16 protein-coding genes are annotated in these 18,844 nt (G+C 59.3%); 10 read left to right on the top strand and 6 right to left on the bottom strand.

The window, feature by feature from the left end; all coding sequences use genetic code 11:
* Nucleotides 1-73: 73 nt before the first annotated feature.
* The 6 genes from ptsN to lptC all read right to left on the bottom strand — a co-directional run bounded on the left by ptsN (nucleotide 74) and on the right by lptC (nucleotide 5,304).
* Nucleotides 74-535, bottom strand: coding sequence for a PTS IIA-like nitrogen regulatory protein PtsN (gene ptsN, locus ACQZ5G_RS08490; protein WP_003503792.1), 462 nt, complete (start codon nucleotides 533-535; stop codon nucleotides 74-76).
* Nucleotides 536-617: 82 nt separating this feature from the next.
* Entirely contained in the window at nucleotides 618-1,190 is a 573-nt protein-coding gene (hpf, locus tag ACQZ5G_RS08485) for a ribosome hibernation-promoting factor, HPF/YfiA family (RefSeq protein WP_003520085.1), read from the bottom strand.
* A 234-nt stretch (nucleotides 1,191-1,424) separates the two neighbouring features.
* Entirely contained in the window at nucleotides 1,425-2,975 is a 1,551-nt protein-coding gene (gene rpoN, locus ACQZ5G_RS08480) for an RNA polymerase factor sigma-54 (RefSeq protein WP_448737210.1), read from the bottom strand.
* A 267-nt stretch (nucleotides 2,976-3,242) separates the two neighbouring features.
* Nucleotides 3,243-4,052 (bottom strand): LPS export ABC transporter ATP-binding protein, encoded by an 810-nt coding sequence (lptB, locus tag ACQZ5G_RS08475; protein ID WP_003520083.1) that lies wholly within the window; start codon nucleotides 4,050-4,052, stop codon nucleotides 3,243-3,245.
* Between the two features lie 9 nt (nucleotides 4,053-4,061).
* Nucleotides 4,062-4,625: an LptA/OstA family protein gene (locus ACQZ5G_RS08470; RefSeq protein ID WP_003503784.1), complete on the bottom strand. Its 564-nt coding sequence runs from the start codon at nucleotides 4,623-4,625 to the stop codon at nucleotides 4,062-4,064.
* A gap of 13 nt (nucleotides 4,626-4,638) precedes the next feature.
* A complete protein-coding gene (gene lptC / locus ACQZ5G_RS08465) occupies nucleotides 4,639-5,304 on the bottom strand; it encodes an LPS export ABC transporter periplasmic protein LptC (RefSeq protein ID WP_003520082.1) in 666 nt (221 codons plus the stop codon).
* A gap of 234 nt (nucleotides 5,305-5,538) precedes the next feature.
* Between lptC and sppA the strand changes: the two genes are divergently transcribed.
* The 10 genes from sppA (at nucleotide 5,539) to ACQZ5G_RS08415 (ending at nucleotide 18,843) form a co-directional block, all read left to right on the top strand.
* Entirely contained in the window at nucleotides 5,539-6,492 is a 954-nt protein-coding gene (gene sppA, locus ACQZ5G_RS08460) for a signal peptide peptidase SppA (protein WP_448737594.1), read from the top strand.
* A gap of 2 nt (nucleotides 6,493-6,494) precedes the next feature.
* Nucleotides 6,495-6,821 carry an integration host factor subunit beta gene (locus ACQZ5G_RS08455; protein ID WP_219256707.1) on the top strand — a complete coding sequence of 109 codons (327 nt, stop codon included), beginning with the start codon at nucleotides 6,495-6,497 and terminating at the stop codon, nucleotides 6,819-6,821.
* A gap of 64 nt (nucleotides 6,822-6,885) precedes the next feature.
* Complete coding sequence (locus tag ACQZ5G_RS08450; RefSeq protein ID WP_162927450.1) at nucleotides 6,886-7,227, top strand: LapA family protein; 342 nt, start codon at nucleotides 6,886-6,888, stop codon at nucleotides 7,225-7,227.
* A gap of 92 nt (nucleotides 7,228-7,319) precedes the next feature.
* Nucleotides 7,320-8,453 (top strand): class I SAM-dependent rRNA methyltransferase, encoded by a 1,134-nt coding sequence (locus tag ACQZ5G_RS08445; RefSeq protein WP_448737211.1) that lies wholly within the window; start codon nucleotides 7,320-7,322, stop codon nucleotides 8,451-8,453.
* Nucleotides 8,450-9,310: a TrmH family RNA methyltransferase gene (locus ACQZ5G_RS08440; protein WP_448737212.1), complete on the top strand. Its 861-nt coding sequence runs from the start codon at nucleotides 8,450-8,452 to the stop codon at nucleotides 9,308-9,310. The genes ACQZ5G_RS08445 and ACQZ5G_RS08440 overlap by 4 nt, the downstream gene beginning before the upstream one ends.
* On the top strand, nucleotides 9,310-9,798 hold the full coding sequence (lspA, locus tag ACQZ5G_RS08435) for a signal peptidase II (RefSeq protein WP_003520075.1): 489 nt from the start codon (nucleotides 9,310-9,312) through the stop codon (nucleotides 9,796-9,798). The genes ACQZ5G_RS08440 and lspA overlap by 1 nt, the downstream gene beginning before the upstream one ends.
* 55 nt (nucleotides 9,799-9,853) lie before the next feature.
* Nucleotides 9,854-12,100, top strand: a complete 2,247-nt coding sequence (locus ACQZ5G_RS08430) for an ATP-binding response regulator (protein WP_448737213.1) — start codon at nucleotides 9,854-9,856, stop codon at nucleotides 12,098-12,100.
* A 94-nt stretch (nucleotides 12,101-12,194) separates the two neighbouring features.
* Nucleotides 12,195-13,076, top strand: a complete 882-nt coding sequence (olsB, locus tag ACQZ5G_RS08425; RefSeq protein WP_003520073.1) for a l-ornithine N(alpha)-acyltransferase — start codon at nucleotides 12,195-12,197, stop codon at nucleotides 13,074-13,076.
* A gap of 190 nt (nucleotides 13,077-13,266) precedes the next feature.
* Entirely contained in the window at nucleotides 13,267-15,918 is a 2,652-nt protein-coding gene (gene mutS / locus ACQZ5G_RS08420; RefSeq protein WP_448737595.1) for a DNA mismatch repair protein MutS, read from the top strand.
* A 96-nt stretch (nucleotides 15,919-16,014) separates the two neighbouring features.
* On the top strand, nucleotides 16,015-18,843 hold the full coding sequence (locus tag ACQZ5G_RS08415) for a [protein-PII] uridylyltransferase (protein WP_448737214.1): 2,829 nt from the start codon (nucleotides 16,015-16,017) through the stop codon (nucleotides 18,841-18,843).
* The last annotated feature ends 1 nt before the right edge of the window (nucleotide 18,844 follow it).

The following is an 18,844-nucleotide window of genomic DNA, read 5'->3' as shown; positions in this document are numbered from 1 at the left end:
TCCTTACGTCATAAAAAACGCGCCTTCAGGGCGCGTTTTTTATTGCCGTTAAACTGAGGGAGTTAGCCCGCGATCAGGCCGCTGTCGCCTGCTCCTGATTGAGGAAAGCGTAGATTGCGGTGTCGGAATCGGTGGCGCGCAGCTTGGCGACCAGTTCAGGGTCGCGCAGGGCGCGTGCAATTCTGGACAACGCCTTCAGGTGATCCGCGCCGGCGCCCTCGGGCGCGAGCAGCAGGAAAACCAGATCGACGGGCTGGTCGTCCAGCGCTTCGAAATCGACCGGTGTTTCAAGGCGTGCGAATACGCCGGTGATCTGATGGATGCTGTTGAGCTTGCCATGCGGAATGGCGATGCCGTGGCCCACACCGGTGGAGCCGAGTTTCTCACGCTGGAGGATGACGTCGAAAACTTCCCGTTCCGAGACTCCGGTAATTCTGGCTGCCTTTGCGGCCAGCTCCTGAAGCAACTGCTTTTTGGAATTCACCTTGAGGGCGGGAATAATCGCATCTTGTTGCAGCAAATCTGCCAACGCCATTCTCTTTTTCCTTCATGCCATCGAGACGATGCAGGAGGCAGCTACGCTTTCGCGCTCTGCCTCCCACGTCTTGTCAGACTGTTCAGCTCTTGATCGTTTCCGCGTCGATCCAGCCAATATTGCCGTCATGACGCCGGTAAACGATGTTGAGATATTCCTTGCCCGGGCTGCGGAACAGCAGAACCGGTTCGTCCGTCATGTCGAGCGCCATCACGGCGCTGGCGACGGACATTGTCTTAATCTGTTTCGAACTCTCCGCTACGATGGTGGGTGCGTAATCTTCGGGAACCTCGTGGTCCTCATCGGGAATAGCATCCATCACCGTATAGGCGATTTCCTGCGACACGCCATTCGCACCATTGTGGTGGTCCTTAAGCTTGCGCTTGTAGCGGCGCAGGCGCTTCTCGATCCGCTCTGCGGCGGCATCGAAGCTCGCCTGCGGATCATTTGCCTGACCCGCCGCATGCAATACAACGCCGGTATCGAGATGCAGCTTGCAGTCCGCGGCAAAACGCGATCCGGACTTCTCCACGGTCACCTGGCCTGAATACCCCCCATCGAAGTATTTGGTAACCGCCAGACCTATATTGTCCTCGATCCGCTGACGGAAAGATTCACCGATCTCCATATGTTTACCAGATACACGCACACTCATGGAAATTTTCCTTTTTGTAGTGATTTGCGAGTACCAGCTTACGTCAAGCCGCGCGCGCATCCAAGCGTTTCGAAGACCTTAAAAAGCCCTCATTCGAATTTTACGCCCATGGACGGTGGAGATGAATCCGTTACAAATGACCTTGCTTACGTGTGCGGCGGGCTTCTAGCCCTTGCCGTGGCAAGAGTCAATGGTGCGGCAAAAAACCGCCATAAACGTGATCGCGGCCACCGCTCAGAAGGCGGATAGCTTGGCCAGCGCCTTCTTTTCCCGACGCCTTTGCACGGAGGAGGGGATGTTCATCGCCTCGCGATATTTGGCGACAGTGCGGCGGGCGATATCGATGCCGCTCTTTTTCAGGTTGTCGACGATATCGTCGTCTGAAAGAACCGCCTCGGCGGCCTCCTGCGAGATCATGGCCTTGATGCGGTGGCGCACCGCTTCCGCCGAATGGCTGTCTCCGCCTTCCACGGCGCTGATCGACACGCTGAAGAAATATTTCAGCTCGAACAGACCGCGCGGCGTTAGCATGTATTTTTTCGATGTCACCCGGCTGACGGTGGATTCGTGCATCTTGATGGCGTCGGCCACCGTCTTGAGGTTCAGCGGGCGCAGATGATCCACGCCATTGACGAGAAAGGCATCCTGCTGGCGCACGATTTCCGTCGCCACCTTCATGATCGTCCGGGCTCGCTGGTCGAGGCTGCGGGTCAGCCAATGCGCCGTCTGCATGCACTCAGTCAGGAAATCCTGATCCTCGCCTGCACGCGCCTTATGTTTCGACACCTCGGCGAAATAACTCTGGTTGATGAGCACGCGCGGCAGGGTCTCGGGATTGATTTCCACCAGCCAGCCGCCGGTGGAGGAGGGACGAACGATAATATCGGGAACGATGGTCTCCGAAACCATCGAATCGTAACCCGCGCCGGGGCGGGGGTTGAGCGTGCGGATTTCCGCCAGCATGTCGAGGAGGTCTTCCTCATCGACACCGCAGATTTTTTTCAAGGAGGCGAAGTCGCGTTTCGCCAGAAGTTCCAGATTGTCGACGAAAGCCCGCATGGCCGGGTCGAGCCGGTCCTTCTGGGCAAGCTGGATCGCCAGACATTCGCTTAAGGAACGGGAAAATACACCCGGTGGATCGAAGCCCTGAAGCGTCTTTAGAACGTGCTCGACCGCCGACGGGGCCGCGCCCAGCCGTTCGGCGACGTCGTCGACGGCATCCGCCGCAATATAGCCGGTCTCGTCAAGCTGGCCGATCAGCGCATCGGCGATCATTCGGTCTTCGGCGGCGGATATGGCGAGCGGCAGTTGCTGATTGAGATGGTCGCTGAGGCTCTGTCTGGCCGCGACGAAATCGTCGAGATCGTAACTTTCCCCCGACTCCTGGCCGGGCATGGATTTCCATTGGCCGGCCAGTTCGGGCGCATCGGCCTTTCTGGGCTCGGCATCGTCGGGAAAGACGTTTTCGAAGCTGGTGTCCAGTTGCTCGCCGAGATTTGCGGCGCGGTCGCCATACCAGTCGTCGCTGTCGGGCGTCACCGTGGCGGATCTCTCCGAGCCTTCGCCGTCTGCGTCACCGAAACTCTCGGTCTCTGCCGGGGCATCGCTGCTCAAATCGCCATCGTTTGCCGCAATTTCCAGCAGTGGATTGCGCTCCACCTCCTGCGCGATGAACTGCGTCAGCTCGAAATGCGTCATCTGAAGCAGCTGGATGGACTGCATCAGTTGCGGTGTCATCACGAGAGACTGGTTTTGACGCAGCAAAAGGCTGGCAGACAATGCCATGGCGGACGCGAAACTCCCCTTACAGCTTCTCCGTCGCCTGATTTTCCAGAAATTTTTCTGAGACGACGGAACTTGGCCCAAAAATTGCTTTTTTATCTTGTTTGGTCAAGCGTCAGGGCGGGGCGCGATGAAGAATCTTTCGCGCGCCGATCATGATGATTTTAGGCCGAAACGACCTGAAATCTTAAATCACGATCTAGATCATATAATTAGAGCGGGATTTCAAGCGAAAACCGCACACACTTTTCGCTATCCCGCTCCAGGCGTTTAAAGGCTAAAATTATTGCCGAGATAGAGACGGCGTACATCCGGATTGTTGACGATATCGTCCGGACGTCCATGCGTCAGAACCTCGCCGGCATGGATGATGTATGCGCGGTCGATAAGACCGAGCGTTTCACGGACATTGTGGTCGGTCACGAGAACGCCGATGCCGCGCGCTGTCAGGTGCCTCACCAGATTCTGAATATCGCTGACCGAAATCGGATCGACGCCCGCGAAAGGTTCGTCGAGCAGCATGAAGGTCGGATCGGTCGCGAGTGCGCGCGCGATTTCCAGACGCCGCCGCTCGCCACCTGAAAGCGCCACGGCAGGCGATTTTCGCAGTTGCGCGATATGAAACTCTTCCAACAGCTCATCGAGCTTGCGGTTGCGCTTGGCAGCGTCCGGCTCATGCACTTCCAGCACGGCGCGGATGTTTTCCTCGACCGTCAAGCCCCGGAAGATCGATGCTTCCTGCGGCAGATAACCGACGCCGAGACGCGCGCGCCGGTACATCGGCATGGTGGTGACATCATTGCCGTTGATGGCAATCTTGCCGGTATCCACGGGCACCAGGCCCGTGATCATGTAAAAACAGGTGGTTTTACCGGCACCGTTCGGGCCGAGCAGTCCCACGGCCTCGCCTCGGCGCACGACCAGCGAAACCCCGTTGACGACACGGCGCGTATTATAGGTCTTCGTCAGGCCATGCGCGATCAGCGTGCCCTGATAGGGGGTCTTGTCCGCCGGCGAGGCCGCGTCCGCGGATCGGCTGCGCCCGCCGCCGAATATCTTTGAGATCGAGGGTATCTTCACGAGGAAAGACTACTGTTTTTTCTGCGATTTCGGATCGAGCATGATCCGGACAGGGCCGCCGCAGCTTTCCAGCTTGGCCTGTCCCGTATTCATCAGAACGGTGAGCTTGCAGCCGGTGAAGACATTCGTGCCTTCGGACAGCACGACCTGCTTGCCGGTCAGAATGAAGGTCTGCGCCGCCATGTCGAATTCGCCGTGATCGGCCGTCGCCTTCTGGGTCTCGGACGTCAGATAGACATTATTGTCGACGAAGATTTTTTCGATATTGGCGTCGCCGCTGGTGAGCGAAGAACCCTCGCCCTTGTAATTCACAGTCATCTTGCCGGCCTGAAGGGTGGTCGTTCCCTGCACCACTTTCACATTGCCGGTGAAATAGGCCTTGCGCTCCTGATCGCGAATCTCGAGCTGATCGCTTTCAATCGCGATAGGCTGGTCGCCGGAGAGCTTGACGCCCTGCATGTTGCTGGTGGTGTTCTGGGCGAAAGCCACAGTTGCAAGACACGAAAAAACAAGACCTGCGGCTGCAAGGCCGGCGGATTTGCCAAGGGAAACGGGACGGGAAATTTGCATCATCTGGACCGGGCTCTCACTTGCCTTCATTCTTGATATTGGATGCAGCGATACGTGCCCGTACCTGCCCCGAAAATGTAATTGTCTTGCCATTATCGGCGATGTCAATCGATTGCGCAACAATCGAGCCGTCGTTTGTTTTGATCGAAACCGGCTCCTGGCTGCTCATTTTCCCAGCCTTCAGATCGACATCCGCAGACTGGAACTTCGCTTGTATGCCATTGCTGAGATTGATGTCAAAAGGGGCGGTCATCTTCAGCTTGTTGGTCGCCCGGTCGAAAATGCCTTCCTGGGCGATCACCTGCGCGACGCTGTCGTTTACCGGCACTGCCGCCAGAACCTTTTCAAGCGTCATGAGATTGGGGTTGGCGATGTCCTGCAACGCACGGTCGGCGTTCATGGAATAATCGATCCCCTTCTCGTTGCGGCCGGCAACAGCGGGTTTTTCCATCACGATCTTGCCGTCTTCAATTCGTGCGCTCTCAAGAGAGACCTCGTCGGGCGCCCAGGTTCGGATAACCGAAACGGCGATGAAGGCGAACGAAATGATTGCCGCGCCGAGCGGCAGAATGATTTTCAGCCGCTTCACGCGCGCAGAATGCCGCAGCGCGGTGTCATAGGCGCCGTTCTGGTCATTGGGCAGCGAAAATGCTGGCGCGGGTTCGCGGAGTCTTTCGAGCATAAGAGTGGGTCCGGAATGCTTCTAGGGCGCCATTCTGGCGCACAATCGAAGCTTGTGTCTCTATCTAAATGTCTTTGGCATGAGTGCTTTGTCCTGCCAATATGGTTTTTGTCTGGAGAGGTGCAAGGGAAATGCGAATTTTATCGTAATTCTGGTTTCCTTATTGTTTCCTTGCGGCTTCGCGTTAGAAGAACCATATGGCCTGAAGCGCAAAAGCGGATGACAGAGGTTTTTATGGACAATATGGCGATAGCGGATCGCAGGCGGTTGCGCCGCAAGCTGACTTTCTGGCGGATTGCCGCCGTTCTCCTGCTTGTCGCCGGCGCTTTCGGTCTTTACCGGTTTTTATGGGATGGACCGCAGCAAAGTGCGAAGCCCCATATTGCCCGTGTCGAGGTCTCCGGCCTGATCACCGACAATACCGAACTTCTCGAGCGACTCGACAAGATCGCCAAGAACGAGAATGTCAAAGGGCTGATCGTGTCGATTTCCTCGCCGGGCGGCACCACCTATGGCGGTGAGCGCATCTTCAAGGCCATCCGAGGCGTCGCGGAAAAGAAGCCGGTTGTCTCGGATGTGCGCACGCTCGCCGCTTCCGCAGGTTATATGATCGCATCGGCAGGCGATGTCATCGTCGCCGGCGAAACCTCGATCACCGGCTCGATCGGCGTGATCTTCCAGTACCCCCAGCTTGGCCAGTTGATGGAAAAGCTCGGCGTCTCGCTGCAGGAAATCAAGTCGTCGCCGATGAAGGCGGAGCCTTCGCCGTTCCACGAGGCGCCGGAGGAGGCGAAGACGATGATCCGCGCCATGGTGATGGACAGCTATGGCTGGTTTGTCGATCTTGTGGCTGATCGCCGCAAGCTGCCGCGCGAAGATGTGCTCAAACTGGCGGATGGATCGATTTTCACCGGCAGGCAGGCGCTCGCCAACAAGCTGGTCGATACGCTGGGCGGCGAAAAGGAAATTCGCAGCTATTTCGAAACACGCGGTGTTGCCAAGGATCTGCCGATCGTCGAATGGCGCGCGCCGTCATCCCGCTCGCCTTTTGCGCTTTTCAGTGTTGCGCAAATAGCGAAGTTTCTGGGATATGACGATTTAATTCCCTTCGCAGGCCCCGGCCAGCTCGGTACGGACAAGTTGTTTCTTGACGGTCTTGTTTCCGTTTGGCAGGTTGAGCCGCGTTAAAAATCCAATTCTTTCAGGGGGCAACCGTGATCAAGTCTGAACTGGTGCAGATCGTTGCTGCGCGTAACCCGCACCTTTATCACCGTGACGTGGAAAACATCGTCAATGCGGTGCTGGATGAAATCACCGACGCCCTGGCGGCAGGAAATCGTGTCGAGCTTCGTGGTTTCGGCGCATTTTCGGTGAAAAACCGTCCGTCGCGTTCCGGCCGGAACCCGCGCACGGGTGAGTCGGTTTTCGTCGAGGAAAAATGGGTGCCTTTCTTCAAGACGGGCAAGGAACTGCGCGAGCGCCTGAACCCCGGCATGGGTGACGAAGAGGACGATTGATCGTCCTCACTGCCCGCGCCGGAAACGGAGCTAGCGGAGCCCCGCAGCGATGGAGTATTCTCGGATGTCGAAAAAAATCATCAACCTCATCATCCTGCTTCCGCTGGCGATTATTCTCGTCATCCTGTGCGTGGCCAATCGTCAGGCCGTGACGCTGGCGCTCAATCCGTTCCGACCGGAAGATGGCGTTCTGTCCTTCACCGCGCCGTTTTTCGTATTCCTGTTTCTGGCAGTCATTTTCGGTGTGCTGCTGGGATCGGCGGCCACATGGTTCGCCCAGGGCAAACATCGCAAACGCGCCCGTATCGAGGCGAAGGAAGCCGTTCGCTGGCATGACGAAGCGAACCGGCAAAAAGCCGCTGCGACAGGCCATCTTCCAAATGCCGGACAACTCCCGGCAAAGTGATGTAGCCGACATTCGTTCCGGCTCTAGGCGAGCGGCGCATGGAATGCTATTTGCTGCGCGATAAGACGCGGGCAAAAGCGGAAAGATTTCCATTGAAGAAAAAAGACAGCCGGCCGGGCAATCGTGCACGTGCCGGGAGCGAGAAAAAACAGGTTCATGCCGCAAAGCCGGCACGACGGGCGGAAGTGGCACCGAAAAAGCGCGAGCCGGACGCTGTCCGCAGCGCGCCAAAACCTGCGCCGAGGGAAAAGGTTACTCCGGCGACAGCCGTTGAGCAGGTGCCTGCGCGACCGCTCAAGCCCCGCACCGGCGACCGTCCCGCTGAACAGGTTCCGATTATTCTGGAATCGAGCGGTGCTGGCGATTTTCACCTGATCGACAGCGGTAACGGCCTGAAGCTCGAACAATACGGCGAATACCGCATCGTCCGTCCGGAGGCGCAGGCGCTGTGGCAACCGTCGGTTCCCGACCGTGTATGGCAGAATGCCGACGCCATTTTCACCGGCGATACAGATGAGGACGGCATGGGCCGCTGGCGTTTTCCAAAGGCGGCGCTTGGCGAAACCTGGCCACTATCCCTGCTCGGGGTCGACTTTCTTGGCCGTTTCACCGCTTTCCGTCACGTTGGTGTTTTTCCGGAACAGATCGTCCATTGGGAATGGCTGAAAAACGCCGTCGAGACCGCCGACCGGCCGCTGAAAGTGCTGAACCTCTTCGGTTATACCGGCGTTGCCTCGCTGATCGCGGCGGCCGCAGGCGCTGAAGTCACCCATGTCGATGCCTCCAAGAAGGCAATTGGCTGGGCCAAGGAAAATCAGGCGCTCGCCGGGCTCGAGCAGGCGCCCATCCGCTGGATCTGCGAAGATGCGATGAAATTCATCCAGCGTGAGGAGCGTCGCGGCAACAGCTACGACATTATCCTCACCGATCCGCCGAAATTCGGCCGCGGCACCCACGGCGAGGTCTGGCAATTGTTCGACCATCTGCCGCTGATGCTGGATATCTGCCGCGAAATCCTGTCGCCCAAGGCGCTCGGCCTTGTGCTGACGGCCTATTCGATCAGGGCCAGCTTCTATTCGATGCATGAGCTGATGCGTGAAACCATGCGCGGCGCCGGTGGCGTCGTCGCATCCGGCGAACTCGTCATTCGCGAGGCCGGTCTTGATGGCAAGACGCCGGGCCGTGTGCTTTCCACATCGCTGTTCAGCCGCTGGGAGCCGAAATGATGAAAGATATGCGCGAAAACACGACGCGCCGGGTTGGCCAGGTCAAGGAAGTGACCAGCCTTGCCAATCCCATCATCAAGGATATCAAGGCGCTCACCCAAAAAAAGGGCAGGGAAGAGACCGGCACCTTCATGGCGGAAGGCCTGAAGCTGGTCATCGACGCGCTGGAACTCGGCTGGACGATCAAGACGCTGGTTTACGCCAAGGCCGCCAAGGGCAAGCCGCTGGTGGAGCAGGCGGCGGTAAAGACGGTCGCATCGGGCGGTCTGGTGCTCGAAGTCAGCGAAAAGGTTATCGCCTCGATCACCCGCCGCGACAATCCGCAGATGGTCGTCGGCATTTTCGAACAGAAATGGAAGCCGCTGAAGGATATCCGCCCGGAAAAGGGCGAGACCTATATCGCGCTCGACCGGGTCCGCGATCCCGGCAATCTCGGCACCATCATCCGCACCGCAGATGCGGCGGGTGCTTCGGGCGTCATTCTTGTCGGCGACTGCACCGATCCGTTTTCGCTGGAAACGGTGCGTGCCACCATGGGGTCGGTCTTCGCCACGCCCGTCGCCCGCGCTTCGGTCGAGGAATTCCTGTCATGGAAAAAATCGGCGCAGGTCAGCGTCGTCGCCACCCATCTGGCCGGCTCGGTGGATTATCGAAAGATCGACTATGCCGGAAAGCCGGTCGTGCTCCTGATGGGTAATGAGCAATCCGGCCTGCCGCCGGAACTCGCCGGCAAGGCCGACCAGCTCGCGCGCATTCCCCAACAGGGCCGTGCCGACAGCCTCAATCTCGCCATAGCAACTGCCGTCATGCTGTTTGAAGCACGGCGACATCTCCTCGAACTCGCATCGGTGACGTAATGGCCAAAGCGGCTTTGTTCTCGAAATTCGGTCCGGCTTTCGCGCTGATCGTCGCCGCACTGGTGCTGGACCAGATCGTCAAGCAACTGGTCGAAGCCTATCTGCCACTGCAGGAGATGGTTCCCGTTGCCCCGTTCCTGGCGCTTTATCGCACCTATAATCTCGGCGTGGCCTTTTCGATGCTGGAGGACATGCATGGCTGGTTCATCGTCAGCATGCGGCTCGTCATCGTGGTCTTCGTCTTGTGGCTGTGGCGCAAGACGGCGGCGGACCGCACCTTTGCCCATCTCGGCTTTGCCTTCATTATCGCAGGTGCTGCCGGCAATCTGCTCGACCGTTTTTTTTATGGACATGTCATCGACTATATCCTGTTTCATACGCAGACATGGTCTTTCGCGGTCTTCAATCTGGCTGACAGTTTCATAACCATCGGCGCAGCCTGCGTCATTCTCGACGAGTTTTTGCACGCCCGAACGGCTAAAAAGTAAAATTTTAGGGTTTCAGCCAAACATATCAAAACCGCTGCCGTGGTAGCGGTTGCCTATGAGCGAACTGGCAAGACTTCGGCAGAAAGTTTCAGATGAGCTGGGCCTGGCCGCCACGGCGGCGCAGCCGGTGGATCGTGTCGAGACAACAACGCGCCATGCGGATGAAGAACATGCGACCGATAACAGGTCGATTGCGCTCTATGTCGCCGTGTCGTTATCGGTCGGGGCTTTTTCCGCAGCCCTGATCGCGCTTGCTGTGCCTTATGCGGTTACCGTTGCGCTGGCGACCTTCTTTGGCGCCGTGCTCGTTGGTGTCCTGCTCTATGCGCTCTTTGATGAATCTTTCCATCAGCCCACCGTGCGGGCTGCGGATTCCGATCTTCGGCTGCGGCAAACGCAAAACCGCTCGCTGATTGCCGAGATGCAGGAATTCATGGGCGATATCGTCGTGATCCGTGACATGAACCGGCGCATTGTCGAAGCGAACCGGGTCTTTCGCGAAATGACCGGCTGTGCGGCCCCCGAAGGCCTGAGCTGCGAGGAAATTGGCATCGCTTTCCGTCCGGGCGACAAGGTCCATGCCTATGATGTGGAGATCGCAACCCCGTTCGGTCAGCGCATCTTTTCCTGGCATGATGTCGTGACCCGCGATCTGGCAAGCAGCCGTCTCCTCATCAGCAGCATCGCCAGAGACGTGACCGAAGAACGGCTTGCGCTCGGTGAGCGCGAGGACGCCCGGCTGCGCGCCGAAAAGGCCGATGCCGAAAAGGCGCGGCTGCTTGCCACCGTAAGCCATGAAATTCGTCTGCCGCTTTCCGGCATGCTTGGCATGAACCATCTTCTGTCGCAGACGAGGCTCAACGAGGAGCAGCGAAATTATCTCGACGGCATGCGGCAATCCGGCCAGTCGCTGGTGCAGCTTGTCGAGGATCTGCTGGATTATTCGACAATGGAGGCCGGCCGCTTCAGGCTCAATCCGCGCGCGGAAAACCTGCGCCGGCTGATCGAAAGCATCGTCGAGATGCTGGCCCATCGCGCCCATGAAAAAGGCATAGAAATCACCTCCTTCGTTGCGCCGAATGTGCCCGATCATCTCGATTTCGACCCGGCGAGGCTACGTCAGGTCCTCTTCAATCTCCTCGGCAATGCCGTCAAATTCACGCAGGAAGGCGGCGTCGTCATCCGGGCGCGCATGGCCGACGACGAATTGCACATTGCCGTCGAGGATACCGGCCCGGGCATGAGCCGGGCGGAACAGGCCCGTATTTTCGGGGAATTCGAACAGGCGGGCCCGTTGTCGCAGCGAAGCGCCGGCACCGGCCTTGGACTTGCGATTTCTGCCCGTATCGTGCGGGAATTCGGCGGCCGCCTCACGGTTTCCAGCCGCAAGGGCAAGGGCAGCACTTTCAAACTGGCGTTTCGCCCCGCGGGCGCGCCTGCCGAAATGGCGGATCCGGCAAGGCGTCATTGCCTGCGGCATACAAATGTCCTGCTCATCGCCCCGAAGGGCGTGGCGGCGGCGGTGACGATGGAGGCGATCGAGGCTTTCGGCGGTCAATGCACTCTCATCCATCAGCCTGAAGATCTGGAAAAACTGAGGAAGAGTTCTGCCACGCGCGCGGCCGAGCTCACCGATATCATCGTCGACCGGCGCATTTCGCCGCTGTTCAGGGATGCCCTGAGGGATTGGCCGCAACAGAATGTCCGCCGCACGCTGCTGGTCAGCCCCGAAGAGCGGCCGTCGACCATGCATGTGGCCTTCGATGCCTGGTTGATCCGGCCGCTGCGGGAAAAATCCCTGATCGACGTCCTGTGCGGCCGTCTGCGCGGCATTGAGAGGCGCGACGCCATCAACGACAACCACCCGGATGTGGGATTTTCCTCGCGGGTGGCGGAAGGGGCGAGCGGTATCGAGATACTCGTGGCCGAAGACGATGTCGTCAATCAGCGCATCATCCGCGCCGTTCTGGAAAAAAGCGGCTACATCGTCCGCGCTGTCGAGGATTTTGAGGCGTTGCGGCTTTCTGTGGAGCCGGGCGCAACCCGCCTGCCTGACCTCATCGTCTCCGATCTCAACATGCCGGGCGGCGAGGGGCTCGATGTGCTTCCCGACCTTCTCCATATGCTGAAGGGCGAAAGAAATATTCCCATCATCGTGCTCAGCGCAGATGCGAGTGACGCGACTGCCGAAATCCTGCTTGGGGCCGGTGTCGGTGCGGTTTTGACCAAGCCTGCCGACCCGCGACGGCTGGTTGAGGAAATTCGCCGTCTGCTGGAGGCGAAACGCCTGTCGCTATCATAACTTGACAGACTCGCGCTGGCGGCATTTTGTCACTATTCTGTCGTCAATTAGTGATTTATGACAGGAAAATTCTTTGGTGGCGGAGCGATTCCCCATGGTTGCCGAAATCCTCAATCACGACATTTGTGAAAACAATGTTGTCATTAATCCTCGTCCCGAGGCAGCTCAGGACAATGAGGGTCTTTTCGGCCGTATCGGCACGCTGGAAACACGGCTCGCCAGAAATGAACGCGAGATCGATGCCGCGCAATCCGTGCGTTACCGGGTTTTCGTCGAGGAAATGAAGGCGCGGCTTCCCGCGGAAGCCATGCGCCGCAAGCGCGACATCGATGCCTGGGACAGCGTCTGCGACCATCTGCTAGTACTCGACAAGGCGATCGAAGGCGACAGCGAAGACCAGATCGTCGGCACCTATCGCTTGCTGCGGCAGGAAATCGCGCTTGCCAATAACGGTTTTTATTCCGCCAGCGAATTCGACATCGCCGGTCTCGTTGCGCGCCATCCGGGCAAGCGCTTCATGGAGCTTGGCCGTTCCTGCGTGCTACCGGAATATCGCACCAAGCGCACCGTCGAGCTTCTGTGGCAGGGCAACTGGGCCTATGCCGTGAAACACCGCATGGATGCCATGATCGGCTGCGCCTCCTTCCCCGGCGTGCAGCCGGAAGCCCACGCGCTTGCCCTGTCTTTCCTGCATCATAATTGCGTGGCCAAGGGCGAGTGGGAAGCCTCCGCTCTTCCCGAGCTTTATCATGAGATGGACCTCGTTCCGGCAGAGGCGCTCAACGCCCGCAAGGCGCTGAACGCCATGCCGCCGCTGATCAAGGGCTATATGCGCCTTGGCGCCATGTTCGGCTCCGGCGCGGTCGTGGACCATGCCTTCAATACCACAGACGTCCTCGTGGTCCTGCCGGTTTCGTCCATCGCCGGCCGTTACATCAGCTATTATGGCGGCGAGGCCGAGCGCATCAACGGCTGACCGGGTTTTGGCGCAGCCGGGCGGGATGTTCCTGTGGGCAGCGTCCCCGCGCGTGTTGTCTTAAGGTGGAGATTGCCGCTAGTGTCGGCGCTCCTTTTCCGCAACACGATATGACATCGGCAGGCCATTGACGGACGTTCTGACAACCGCTTCCCTGATCTCGGAAGAGAGCCGCGCGACGGCCACTCCGATGATGGAGCAATATATCGAGATCAAGGCGAACAATCCCGGTTCGCTGCTCTTCTACCGCATGGGCGATTTTTACGAATTGTTCTTCGATGATGCGATTGAGGCTTCCCGCGCTCTCGGCATCACGCTGACGAAACGCGGCCAGCATATGGGTCATGATATTCCCATGTGCGGCGTCCCCGTCCATGCGGCGGATGATTATCTCCAGAAACTCATCCTGCGCGGTTATCGCGTCGCCGTCTGCGAACAGGTGGAAGATCCGGCGGAAGCCAAGAAGCGCGGTTCGAAATCCGTGGTCAAGCGTGATGTGGTGCGGCTTGTCACGCCCGGCACGCTGACCGAAGAAAAGCTGCTGTCGCCGACGGAATCCAACTATCTGATGGCGCTCGCCCGCATTCGCGGCAGTGCCGAGGCGCAGTTTGCGCTCGCCTGGATCGATATTTCCACCGGCGTCTTCCGTCTGGCGGAAACCACGCTGACGCGGCTGCTCGCCGATATCTGGCGCATCGATCCGCGTGAGCTGATCGTCGCCGATAGCCTGTTCCATGACGAGGAACTGCGGCCGGTCTTCGATGTGCTTGGCCGCGTGGCGGTGCCGCAACCGGCTATCCTTTTCGACAGCGCCACGGCGGAAGGGCGCATCGCCCGTTATTTCAACGTCTCGACGCTGGACGGTTTCGGCACGTTTTCGCGGGTGGAAATGGCGGCCGCCGCCGCTGCCGTCGCCTATGTCGAAAAGACCCAGATCGCCGAGCGCCCGCCGCTCGGCGCGCCGGAGCGCGAAAGCGCCGCCTCCACGCTTTTCATCGATCCCGCCACCCGCGCCAATCTGGAGCTGGTGAAGACGCTGTCCGGCGAAAGGGACGGATCGCTGCTGCATGCCCTGAACCGCACGGTAACAGGCGGCGGTGCACGGCTTCTGGCCGAGCGACTGATGTCGCCCTTGACCGACCCGGAAAGGATCAACGCCCGCCTCGATGCCGTCGCTTATCTCATCGATGACGTCTCGCTCTGCGACGGCCTGCGCGATGCGCTGAAACATGTCGCCGATATGCCGCGTGCGCTTTCGCGTCTGGCGCTGGAGCGCGGTGGGCCACGCGATCTCGGTGCCATCCGGCTGGGATTGGTTTCCGCCGAAAAAATAGCGGCCATTCTCGATGATGGGTTGTTACCGGATGAGCTGGCTACGGCTCTGAAGGATTTGAAAGCCTTGCCCGGCGGGCTGGAAGCCATGCTGGGCTCGATGCTTGCCGACGATCTGCCGCTTTTGAAGCGTGATGGCGGCTTCCTGCGTGAAGGCGCCAATCCCGAACTCGACGAGGTACGAGCGCTGCGCGACCAGTCGCGTCGGGTGATTGCCGGGCTGCAACTGAAATATGCCGACGAGACCGGCATCAAGTCGCTCAAGATCAAGCACAACAATGTGCTGGGTTATTTCATCGAGGTTACGGCGGGCAATGCCGATGTGATGATGGCGACGGACGAGGCCAAGGCGCGCTTTATCCATCGCCAGACCATGGCGGGCGCCATGCGCTTCACCACCACCGAGCTTGCCGATCTCGAAAGCCGCATCGCCAATGCCGCTGCGCAGGCTTTAACCATGGAACTGGAAGCCTTCGAGCGCATGGTCAAGGCCGTGGTGCAGCAGGCTGAAGCGATCAAGGCCGGCGCATTGGCACTTGCGGTGATCGATGTCGCCTCGAGCCTTGCCTATCTCGCTACCGAACAGGCCTATTGCCGACCGATCGTCGATGCTTCCATGACCTTTGCGATTAAAGGCGGGCGGCATCCGGTGGTGGAGCAGGCGTTGCGGCGGCAGTCTGCCGGACCCTTCATCGCGAACAACTGCGATCTGTCGGCCGTCAATGGCGGCAAGAACGGCGCGATCTGGCTGCTCACCGGCCCGAATATGGGCGGTAAGTCGACCTTCCTGCGTCAGAATGCGCTGATCGCCATCCTCGCGCAGATCGGTTCCTTCGTTCCGGCGGAAGCCGCCCATATCGGTGTCGTCGACCGGCTGTTTTCCCGCGTTGGTGCCTCCGACGATCTGGCGCGCGGCCGCTCGACCTTCATGGTGGAGATGGTGGAAACCGCCGCCATTCTCAATCAGGCGACGGATCGCTCGCTGGTCATTCTGGACGAGATCGGCCGGGGCACGGCGACCTTTGACGGTCTTTCCATTGCCTGGGCGGCGGTGGAGCATCTGCACGAGGTCAATCGCTGCCGTGGTCTCTTCGCCACCCATTTCCACGAATTGACCGTGCTGTCGGAAAAACTCGGCCGCCTTTCCAATGCCACGATGCGGGTGAAGGAGTGGGAAGGTGACGTCATCTTCCTGCACGAAGTCGGACCGGGTGCTGCGGATCGTTCCTATGGCATTCAGGTGGCCCGGCTTGCGGGCCTGCCTGCCTCGGTGGTGGAGCGCGCCCGCGAGGTGCTGACGAAGCTTGAAGATGCCGACCGCAAGAACCCGGCCAGCCAGTTGATCGACGATCTGCCGCTGTTCCAGATCGCGGTTCGCCGCGAGGAAACCCGCAAGGCCGGACCATCGAAGCTGGAGGAAGCTCTGAAAGGCTTCAACCCCGACGAAATGACGCCGCGTGAGGCATTGGACGCGCTCTATGCGTTGAAGAAAGAACTTGGCAAGGCTTGAAGGGATAGATTGCCTGTCCATCGCCTTTAAAACTCGCTATAGGACACTCCCATCGCAAGTGGTGGGATTTCCCACAGGACATGGATACCGGCATAGATGGCCATCAAGGACCTGGATTTTTCCGACATTCTCGATGTATCGGCGCTGAAGCGCGAATGCGACATCATCTTCAAGGAAGACGGCAAACGCATTGCCGATATTCGCTCCGACCTGCTGCCGATCTTTCGCAAGGCCAGCACGGAAGGCCGGGAAAAGGCCAGGGAACTATTGAAAGCCGATGGCAGCGGCATCGATTGCGCCCGGCGCATCTCCTGGCTCCAGGATCGGCTGATCGAAACGCTCTATGATCTCGCCTGCCAATACGTCTATCCGAAAGATGCGCCGCAGATCGCGGTTGCCGCGGTTGGCGGTTATGGACGCGGCACACTGGCGCCGGGATCGGATATCGACCTCCTGTTCCTGCTTCCCACCAAGAACACACCTGACATGCACAAGGCCGTTGAGTTCGTGCTCTATCTCCTCTGGGATCTCGGTTTCAAGGTCGGCCACGCCACCCGCACGGTGGATGAATGCATCCGCCTCTCCAAATCCGACATGACGATCCGTACCGCTATTTTGGAAGTGCGGGCGATCTGCGGCAAGAAATCCCTGACCGACGATCTCGAAAAACGCTTCGAGTCAGAAGTCGTCACCGGAACCGGCCCGGAATTCATTGCCGCAAAGCTCGCCGAGCGCGACCAGCGCCACCGCAAGGCTGGCGATACGCGTTATCTGGTGGAGCCGAACGTCAAGGAAGGCAAGGGCGGGTTGCGTGACCTGCACACGCTGTTCTGGATCGCCAAATATTATTATCACGTCCGCGATACGGCCGATCTGGTCAAGCTCGGCGTGCTGTCGCGGCCTGAACTCAGGCTGTTCGAAAAGGCCGATGATTTTCTCTGGGCTGTGCGTTGCCAGATGCATTTCATCACCGGCAAGGCGGAAGAGCGCCTTTCCTTCGACATCCAGCGCGAAATCGCCGATGCGCTCGGTTATCAGCCGCGCCCCGGCCTTTCCGCCGTCGAACGCTTCATGAAGCACTATTTCCTCGTGGCGAAGGATGTCGGCGACCTGACCCGCATCGTCTGCGCTGCCCTTGAAGACCGGCAGGCGAAGGATGTGCCGGGTCTTTCCGGCGTTCTCAGCCGCTTCGCCCACCGTGTACGCAAGATTCCCGGCTCGGTGGAATTCGTCGAGGATCGCGGCCGCATCGCGCTCGCCAAGCCGGATGTCTTCAAGAACGACCCGGTCAATCTGATCCGGCTGTTCCACATTGCCGATATCAACAATCTCGAACTGCATCCCGATGCGCTGCGCGTCGTCACCCGCTCGCTGTCGCTCATCAATGACGAGCTTCGCGAAAACGAGGAGGCAAACCGGCTCTTCCTGTCAATCCTGACGTCGCGGCGCGATCCGGCCCTGACCCTGCGCCGCATGAACGAGGCCGGCGTTCTCGGCAAGTTCATTCCCGAATTCGGCAAGATCGTCGCGATGATGCAGTTCAACATGTATCACCACTATACGGTGGATGAGCATCTGATCCGCTCCGTCGGCGTGCTGTCGGAAGTGGACAAGGGAACGGCCGTCGATGCCCATCCGCTTGCCAACCAGCTGATGCCGAGCGTCGAGGAACGCGAGGCGCTTTATGTCGCCGTTCTGTTGCACGACGTGGCAAAGGGCCGGCAGGAAGACCACTCGATTGCCGGCGCGCGTGTTGCCCGCAAGCTCTGCCAGCGTTTCCGGCTAACGGGCAAGCAGACCGAAACGGTAGTCTGGCTGATCGAGCAGCATCTTTTGATGTCCATGGTCGCCCAGACGCGCGATCTGCATGACCGCAAGACAATCACCGATTTCGCCGACAAGGTGCAATCCATGGAGCGGCTGAAGATGCTGCTGATCCTGACGGTCTGCGATATCCGCGCCGTCGGTCCGGGCGTGTGGAACGGCTGGAAGGGGCAGCTGCTGCGTTCGCTTTATTACGAGACCGAACTGCTGCTGTCGGGCGGCTTCTCGGAGGTCTCCCGCAAGGAGCGCGCGCAGATCGCCCGGCAGGCGCTCTACGACGCCCTCGAAGACTGGGGCCAGAAGGCGCGGCGTAAATATACCAAGCTGCACTACGAGCCCTATCTGCTGACGGTGGCGCTCGAAGACCAGGTGCGTCACACCCGCTTCATCCGTGAGGCCGACAAGCAGGAAAAAGCGCTGTCGACCATGGTGCGCACCCATTCCTTCCATGCCATCACCGAAATTACCGTGCTGGCGCCCGACCATCCGCGTCTGCTTTCCATCATCACCGGCGCCTGTGCGGCGGCCGGCGCCAATATCGCCGATGCGCAAATCTTCACGACGTCCGATGGGCGGGCGCTGGATACGATCCTCATCAACCGCGAATTTCCGATCGATGAGGACGAGACGCGGCGCGGCAACAATGTCGGCAAGCTGATCGAGGAGGTTCTCTCCGGCAAGCAGCGCCTGCCGGAAATGATCGCCACCCGTACCAAGAGCCGCAAGAAGAAGAGCGCCTTCACTATTCCGCCCTCCGTCATCATTTCCAACGGGTTGTCGAACAAGTTCACCGTCATCGAAGTGGAATGCCTCGACCGGCCGGGGCTTCTGGCGGACATGACGGCTGTGATCGCCGACCTGTCGCTCGATATTCACTCTGCCCGCATCACCACCTTCGGTGAAAAGGTCATCGATACCTTCTATGTGACTGATCTCTTCGGCCAGAAGGTGACGAATGACAACCGGCAGGCCAGCATCGCCACGCGCCTGAAAGCGGTGATGAGCGAGCAGGAAGACGAATTGCGAGACCGTATGCCCAACGGCATCATCGCCCATCCAGACGTGGCGGCCCTGCCGGCCGCGCGCACGGCAAAGGCTTGAG

It is taken from the genome of Agrobacterium sp. 22-214-1 (assembly GCF_053522465.1).
This window is presented reverse-complemented; position numbering and strand designations above follow the sequence as displayed.

Excerpts from the sequence above, each read along its gene's own strand:
- ACQZ5G_RS08440 (WP_448737212.1), top strand. The coding sequence starts at position 8,450 with ATGATGAAAGATATGCGCGAAAACACGACGCGCCGGGTTGGCCAGGTC.
- hpf (WP_003520085.1), bottom strand. The coding sequence starts at position 1,190 with ATGAGTGTGCGTGTATCTGGTAAACATATGGAGATCGGTGAATCTTTC.
- mutS (WP_448737595.1), top strand. The coding sequence starts at position 13,267 with ATGATGGAGCAATATATCGAGATCAAGGCGAACAATCCCGGTTCGCTG.
- lspA (WP_003520075.1), top strand. The coding sequence starts at position 9,310 with ATGGCCAAAGCGGCTTTGTTCTCGAAATTCGGTCCGGCTTTCGCGCTG.
- rpoN (WP_448737210.1), bottom strand. The coding sequence starts at position 2,975 with ATGGCATTGTCTGCCAGCCTTTTGCTGCGTCAAAACCAGTCTCTCGTG.
- sppA (WP_448737594.1), top strand. The coding sequence starts at position 5,539 with ATGGACAATATGGCGATAGCGGATCGCAGGCGGTTGCGCCGCAAGCTG.
- ACQZ5G_RS08430 (WP_448737213.1), top strand. The coding sequence starts at position 9,854 with ATGAGCGAACTGGCAAGACTTCGGCAGAAAGTTTCAGATGAGCTGGGC.
- ACQZ5G_RS08415 (WP_448737214.1), top strand. The coding sequence starts at position 16,015 with ATGGCCATCAAGGACCTGGATTTTTCCGACATTCTCGATGTATCGGCG.
- lptC (WP_003520082.1), bottom strand. The coding sequence starts at position 5,304 with ATGCTCGAAAGACTCCGCGAACCCGCGCCAGCATTTTCGCTGCCCAAT.
- ptsN (WP_003503792.1), bottom strand. The coding sequence starts at position 535 with ATGGCGTTGGCAGATTTGCTGCAACAAGATGCGATTATTCCCGCCCTC.
- olsB (WP_003520073.1), top strand. The coding sequence starts at position 12,195 with ATGGTTGCCGAAATCCTCAATCACGACATTTGTGAAAACAATGTTGTC.
- ACQZ5G_RS08450 (WP_162927450.1), top strand. The coding sequence starts at position 6,886 with ATGTCGAAAAAAATCATCAACCTCATCATCCTGCTTCCGCTGGCGATT.
- ACQZ5G_RS08470 (WP_003503784.1), bottom strand. The coding sequence starts at position 4,625 with ATGATGCAAATTTCCCGTCCCGTTTCCCTTGGCAAATCCGCCGGCCTT.